This window comes from Micromonospora sp. KC721, from assembly GCF_004348355.1.
In the GTDB taxonomy this organism is placed as follows: domain Bacteria; phylum Actinomycetota; class Actinomycetes; order Mycobacteriales; family Micromonosporaceae; genus Micromonospora.
The window spans coordinates 1-6,557 of the sequence record NZ_SMJY01000270.1 but is presented as its reverse complement, the minus strand read 5'-3'; the positions used below and the strand labels follow the sequence as shown (position 1 = coordinate 6,557).

Below are 6,557 nucleotides of genomic sequence, written 5' to 3'. Positions count from 1 at the left end.
GCCCCGGACCCGCCGCCCCACCTGTCCGGGCGGCGACGGCGGGTCAGGGGGCGGTCTCGTTGCGGATCATCAGGGCCGAGCGGAGCCCGGTGATGTCCAGGACGCGCAGCAGGAAGTCGCCGACGTTGCTGAGCACCAGCAGGGTCTGTGCGTGACTGGCCTTGCGGCTGAGCACGACGAGCGTGCCCAGCCCCTGGGAGTCGCAGAAGGTGACACCGCCCAGATCCAGCACGATGCGCGGTGGGGGATCGGTCAGCACCTCGTTCACGACGGCTGACAGCTGACCGGCGGTGAGCATGTCGATCTCACCGGCGAGGCGAAGCACGGCTTCGTCGCCCGACCGGTGTACCGTGATGGACAGTTCGGCACGATCCACCCGGCCAGCCTATCGCGATCTCCGTGTCTCGGCCCGGCGGGCGCTGCACCCCGGGTCAGGTCTGCCCCACGGGTGAGTCTGGTAACCCGCAGCAGGGGTGGCTGCCCATTCGCACTGCCGCGCTGTAACAATGGCCGCATCGTGACCGATACCTTTTCCGCCGGATCCGGCCGTTACCCGGCCGACGCGCCGGCCTCCGAGGCCCTGTTCGACCGCGCCACGGCCCTCGTGCCCGGCGGGGTCAACTCCCCCGTGCGCGCCTTCCGTGCCGTCGGTGGCACCCCGCGCTTCATGGTCCGGGGGGAGGGCCCCTGGCTGTACGACGCCGACGGTCGGCGCTACGTCGACCTGGTCTGCTCCTGGGGGCCACTGATCCTCGGCCATGCCCACCCGGCGGTGGTCGAGGCGGTGCAGGCCGCCGCCGCGCTGGGCACCAGCTTCGGCGCCCCGACCCCGGGCGAGGTCGAGCTGGCCGCCGAGATCGTCGCGCGTACCCCGGTCGAGCAGGTCCGTCTGGTCAACTCGGGCACCGAGGCGACCATGTCGGCGATCCGGCTGGCCCGAGGCTTCACCGGCCGCTCCAAGATCGTCAAGTTTTCCGGCTGCTACCACGGCCACTCCGACGGGCTGCTCGCCGCCGCCGGCTCGGGCGTGGCCACCCTCGGCCTGCCCGATTCGCCCGGTGTCACCGGCGCGGCGGCCGGCGACACCATCGTGCTGCCGTACAACGACATCGCCGCGGTGGAGCAGGTCTTCGCCGCCGAGGGCGCGCACATCGCCGCGGTCATCACCGAGGCCGCCGCCGGCAACATGGGTGTCGTCGCCCCACGTGACGGTTTCAACCAGCGCCTCGCCGCCATCGCGCACGCGCACGGCGCGCTGCTCATCGTCGACGAGGTGATGACCGGGTTCCGGGTCTCCCGCGCCGGCTGGCACGGGCTGGACCCGTCGCAGGCCGACCTGTGGACGTACGGGAAGGTCATGGGGGGTGGCCTGCCCGCCGCGGCGTTCGGCGGGCGCGCCGAGATCATGGGACGGCTCGCCCCGGCCGGTCCGGTCTACCAGGCCGGCACCCTCTCCGGTAACCCGCTGGCCTGCGCCGCCGGCCTGGCCACCCTGCGGCTCGCCGACGACGCGCTCTACCGCCGGCTGGACGAGACGGCCGCCGTCGTGGGCAAGCTCGCCGCCGACGCGCTGGCCGCCGCCGGGGTTCCGCACCGGCTGTCGTACGCCGGCAACATGTTCTCGATCTTCTTCACCGACGCGGAGGTGGTCGACTACGACACTGCGCGTACCCAGCAGGTGCCCGCCTTCAAGGCGTTCTTCCACGCGATGCTCGCCGCCGGCGTCTACCTGCCGCCGAGCGCGTTCGAGTCCTGGTTCGTGTCGGCGGCGATCGACGACGCCGCCTGTGAGCAGATCGCCGCCGCGCTGCCGGCGGCGGCGCGGGCGGCAGCCGTGGCAGCCAACGGGGGTAACGGTGAGCGCGAGGAGTGAGCCGGGTTTGCGAGCCCCGCAGTCGCGAGCGAAGGGGACGTAGCGGTGAGCGCGAGGAGTGAGCCGGGTTTGCGAGCCCCGCAGTCGCGAGCGAAGGGGACGTAGCGGTGAGCGCGAGGAGTGAGCCGGGTTTGCGAGCCCCGCAGTCGCGAGCGAAAGGGACGCAGCGGTGAGCAGGACCGTGGTGCACGTGCTCCGGCACGGCGAGGTGTACAACCCGGAAGGCATCCTCTACGGCCGGCTGCCGGGTTTCCGCCTCTCGGAACTCGGCGTGCAGATGGCCAAGGCCGCCGCGCAGGCGCTCGCCGAGCGGGAGGTCGCCCACGTGGTGGCGAGCCCGCTGGAACGCGCCCAGCAGACCGCCGAGCCGATCGCCGCCCAGTTCGGGCTGCCGGTCGGGGTGGACGAGCGGCTGATCGAGAGCGCCAACTGGTTCGAGGGCAAGAAGGTCTCGCCGGGTGACGGCTCGTTCCGTGACCCCCGCAACTGGTGGGTGCTGCGCGACCCGGTCACCCCGAGTTGGGGTGAGGCGTACCGGGCCATCGCCGAGCGGATGTTTGCCGCCCTGCACGCCGCCCGGATCGCCGCCGAGGGGCGGGAGGCCGTCCTCGTCTCGCACCAGCTGCCCATCTGGACGCTGCGCCGGTACGTCGAGCGCAAGCGGCTCTGGCACGACCCGCGCCGCCGCCAGTGCGGGTTGGCCAGCCTCACCTCGTTCCACTTCGACGGCGCGAAGGTCGCCGGCATCGGCTACAGCGAGCCGGCCGCGCACCTGATCGCCATCTCGCCGACAGCCAGGACGGCCAAGGGGGCCTGATGTTCACCCGGAGGACGCTCGCCGTAACGCTCGCTGCCGTCGCCGCCACCGCGGGATTGGTCGGCTGCTCCTCCGACGACGACAGCCCAGAGCGCCGCTGCGCCACCAACGGGGGGATTGTCGAGTGCGCGCCGGAGCAGCGCTCCGCCGCCCCGAAGATCGCCGGTGACCTGCTCGCCGGCGGTCGGTACGACGTCGCCCAGGCCCGCGGCCAGGTGGTGGTGTTGAACTTCTGGGGCTCCTGGTGTGCGCCCTGCCGGGCCGAGGCCGACGACCTGGAGGCGACCCACCAGGCCACCAAGGCCGCCGGGGTGAGCTTTCTCGGCATCAACGTGCAGGACAGCAAGGACAAGGCGATCGCCTTCGAGCAGGGCCGGGTCAGCTACCCGAGCCTCTTCGACCCGGCGAGCCGGCTGGCGCTCGCCCTGGACATCCCGCCGAACACCATCCCGGCCACCGTCGTGCTGGACCGGGAGGGCCGGGTCGCCACGGTGATCCGGGCCGCTGTCAAGCAGGACGGCCTCCAGCCGATCGTCGAGCGGATCGCGGCCGAGCAGCCGGCGTCCGGTTCGCGCTGATGGGCGACACCTTCCGCGAACTCGCCCAGTCCGGCCCGCTGCTGCTGGCCGTCGGCGCGGCGGCGCTCGCCGGACTGGTCAGTTTCCTGTCCCCGTGCGTGCTACCGCTGATGCCGGGCTACCTGTCGTACGTGACCGGGCTGGCCGGCGTTGACCTGGAGGGCCGCACCCGCCGCACCGCCGCACCGGCCGCCGCCGGCCCACCGGGCCCGGAGGACGCGTCGCCGGACGCCGGCCCACCGGACCGGGCCGACGAGGCCGGTGCGGCCGGTGCCGGGGTGGCCGTCGCGACCCGGGCCGAGAGCCGGCCGGCGGTCCTGGTCAAGGGCCGGGTGCTCGCCGGGACGCTGCTGTTCATCGCCGGGTTCACCTTCGTCTTCACCGCCACCGCGATCCTCTTCGCCGGATTCGGCCGGATCTTCTTCGACTACGAGCGGACCTTCCAGGTCGTGGTGGGCGCGCTGGTCGTCCTGCTCGGCCTCGGCTACCTCGGGGTGCTGCCGGGACTGCAGCGGGAGTTCCGGATCAACCGGCTCCCGGCGGCCGGGCTGCTCGGTGCTCCGGTGCTCGGCGCGGTCTTCGCGTTGAGTTGGATGCCGTGCACCGGCCCGACCCTCGGCGCGGTGCTCGGTATGGCCGCCACCGGCGGGCAGACCGACCGGGCGGTGGTGCTGGCCGTGGCGTACTGCCTCGGGTTGGGGGTACCGTTCGTCGCCTTCGGGCTGGGCTTCCAGCGCCTGCTCGGGGTCTTCCGCGCGGTCCGGCGCAACAGCCGGTGGGTTACCCGGATCGGCGGGGCGCTGCTGATCCTGATCGGCCTCGCGCTGATCACCGGCGGCTGGCAGAACGTCGTCATCTGGTTGCAGACGACCGTGGGCGTGGGCGAGGTGAGCATCTGATGACGACCGTGGACGACCGGCCGGTCGCGCCGGCCGGGGCGCCCCGGCGGCCCAATCCGGTGCTGGCCCTGCTGCGCAACTCCTGGCGGCAGCTCACCAGCATGCGTACCGCGCTGGTGCTGCTCTTTCTGCTCGCCGTCGCCGCGATCCCCGGCTCGGTGCTGCCGCAGCGCGGGGTGAACCCGGAACAGGTCGACCGGTACTTCCGCGACCATCCGGACCTGGCCCCGCAGCTGGACCGCATCGGCGGGTTCGAGGTCTTCGGCTCGGTCTGGTTCTCCGCGATCTACCTGCTGCTGTTCACCTCGCTGGTCGGCTGCATCCTGCCTCGGATGCGGGACCATCTGCGCGCCCTGCGGTCCCGCCCACCGGCGGCCCCGAAGCGGTTGGAGCGGCTGCCCCAGCATGCGGTGCTGGAGGCTCCGGCCGCCGCCGATCCGGCGGCGATCGCCGCGGTGCTGCGCCGCCGTCGCTGGCGGGTCGAGGTACGCGGCAACGAGGTCTCCGCCGAGAAGGGGTACCTCAAGGAGACCGGCAACGTGCTCTTCCACGCCTCGCTGGTCGCCGTCCTGCTCGGGGTGGTGCTCGGCTCCTGGTACGGCTGGCACGGCAACCGGCTGCTGGTGGCCGGCGAGGAGTTCTGCAACACCCGCCAGCAGTACGCCGAGGCGTCACTCGGTCCCCGGATGGACAGCGGCGACCTGCCGCGTTTCTGCCTGACCCTGGACGACTTCGACGCCCGGTTCCACCCGTCCGGGCAGCCGGAGAGCTACCGGGCCACGGTGACCGTGGACGAGCTGACCGGATCCACCCGGCAGGCGTCCTTCTCGGTCAACTCGCCGCTGCGGCTCGGCTCGGCCAACGTCTACCTGCTCGGCCACGGGTACGCCCCGATCCTGAAGTACACCGACCGGTACGGGCGCAGCCAGACCAGCACGGTGCCGTTCCTGACCACCGGGGACGCGAACATCACCAGCGAGGGCGTGGCGGCCTTCCCGGACGCCAACGTCGACCCGGCGACCGGGAAGCGGGACCCCGACCAGCAGGTCGCCTTCGAGGGGCTCTACCTGCCGACCGCGCCGGAGAACCCGCCGTTCACGTCGTCGCGGTTCCCCACCGAGCGGAACCCGGCGGTGGTGCTGGTGGCGTACCGGGGGAACCTGGGCCTGGACGCCGGCATCCCCGGCTCGGTCTACCAGCTCGACCAGCGGCAGGTCAGCAACGGCCGGCTCAAGCAGGTCGGTGACGAGAAGCTGGGCGTCGGGGAGAAGTGGACCCTGGACGACGGCAGCACGCTGGAGTTTCTGGGCACGAAGCCGTACATCACCCTCTCGGTGCGGCACGACCCCGGCCAGACGCTGCTGCTGGTGGCCTGCGTGGTGCTGCTCGCCGGCCTGATGGCTTCGCTGTTCGTCCGGCGTCGCCGGGTCTGGTTCCGGGTGGTCCCGGCCGACCCCCGGAGTGGATCTCCGACGAGCGGTAGTAGTTTGGTGCGGGCCGGTGGGTTGCCGCGCACCGAGCATCCGGGGTTCGCCGACGAGTTCGCCCAGCTCGTCGCCGCCGTACGCGACGACGGGCGGACGCGAGAGAGGGTCCAGTGATGGCCGAACTGTCCGACCAGCTGGTGACGTTCGCGATCCTGGCGTACCTGCTCGCGATGATCAGCCATGCCGTCGAGTACGCGCTCGGCAACGCCCGCGCCGTGTCGGCGGCGGCACCGGCCCGCGAACTGGTCGGCGCCGGGGTCGGCGCGGCCGGAGGCAGTGTCGCGCCGCCCGCCACGCCCCCCACTCCCGTCACGAGCGCGCCGGTTCGGTCGGCGCAGCGGGCCCGGTTCGCCGGCTGGACGGCCGTCGGACTCACCGGGCTCGCCGCCGTGCTGCACCTGGCCGCGCTGGTAACCCGGAGCATCGCCGCCGAGCGGATGCCCTGGGGCAACATGTACGAGTACGTGTTGACGGTCACCTGGATCGGGACCGTCGCCTGGCTGGCGGTGCTGGTCAAGCGCCCGTCGCTGCGCCGGCTCGGGCTCTTCCTCACCCTGGTCATGGTGCTGCTGCTGGCCTTCGCGGAGCTGAAGCTCTACGTCCAGGTGGTGCCGCTGATGCCGGCACTGCAGTCGTACTGGTTCATCATCCACGTCTCGACGATCGTCGTCGCCTCGGGCATCTTCCTGCTGGGTGTCGTCCCGGCGGTCGCGTTCCTCATGCGCAACGGGTACGAGCAGGGCCGGCGCAGCTTCCCGTACACCCTGGCCCGCCGGCTGCCGGCGGCGGCCGGCCTGGAGCGGCTGACCTTCGCGCTGCACGCCTTCTCGTTCCCGCTGTTCACGTTCGCGGTGATCGCGGGCGCGATCTGGGCGGAGGCGGCGTGGGGCCGGGCCTGGGGCG

At 72.5% G+C, this 6,557-nt stretch carries 7 protein-coding genes; 6 read left to right on the top strand and 1 reads right to left on the bottom strand.

Annotated elements, in window-relative coordinates:
• Window positions 1–43: 43 nt before the first annotated feature.
• Window positions 44–376 carry an STAS domain-containing protein gene (locus E1182_RS28325; RefSeq protein WP_132270794.1) on the bottom strand — a complete coding sequence of 111 codons (333 nt, stop codon included), beginning with the start codon at window positions 374–376 and terminating at the stop codon, window positions 44–46.
• A 141-nt stretch (window positions 377–517) separates the two neighbouring features.
• On the opposite strand from E1182_RS28325, the gene hemL reads away from it, so the two are divergent.
• From hemL to ccsA, 6 genes are all read left to right on the top strand, one after another.
• Window positions 518–1,873, top strand: coding sequence for a glutamate-1-semialdehyde 2,1-aminomutase (hemL, locus tag E1182_RS28320; protein WP_132270793.1), 1,356 nt, complete (start codon window positions 518–520; stop codon window positions 1,871–1,873).
• Between the two features lie 169 nt (window positions 1,874–2,042).
• Window positions 2,043–2,690 carry a histidine phosphatase family protein gene (locus tag E1182_RS28315; RefSeq protein WP_132270792.1) on the top strand — a complete coding sequence of 216 codons (648 nt, stop codon included), beginning with the start codon at window positions 2,043–2,045 and terminating at the stop codon, window positions 2,688–2,690.
• Window positions 2,690–3,268: a TlpA disulfide reductase family protein gene (locus E1182_RS28310; RefSeq protein ID WP_132270791.1), complete on the top strand. Its 579-nt coding sequence runs from the start codon at window positions 2,690–2,692 to the stop codon at window positions 3,266–3,268. The genes E1182_RS28315 and E1182_RS28310 overlap by 1 nt, the downstream gene beginning before the upstream one ends.
• Window positions 3,268–4,167, top strand: coding sequence for a cytochrome c biogenesis CcdA family protein (locus E1182_RS28305; RefSeq protein WP_132270790.1), 900 nt, complete (start codon window positions 3,268–3,270; stop codon window positions 4,165–4,167). Before E1182_RS28310 ends, E1182_RS28305 begins: the two co-directional genes overlap by 1 nt.
• Complete coding sequence (locus E1182_RS28300; RefSeq protein WP_132270789.1) at window positions 4,167–5,768, top strand: cytochrome c biogenesis protein ResB; 1,602 nt, start codon at window positions 4,167–4,169, stop codon at window positions 5,766–5,768. Before E1182_RS28305 ends, E1182_RS28300 begins: the two co-directional genes overlap by 1 nt.
• On the top strand, window positions 5,768–6,557 hold a 790-nt coding region (ccsA, locus tag E1182_RS28295), incomplete at its 3' end, for a cytochrome c biogenesis protein CcsA (RefSeq protein WP_132270788.1). The genes E1182_RS28300 and ccsA, both read left to right, overlap by 1 nt.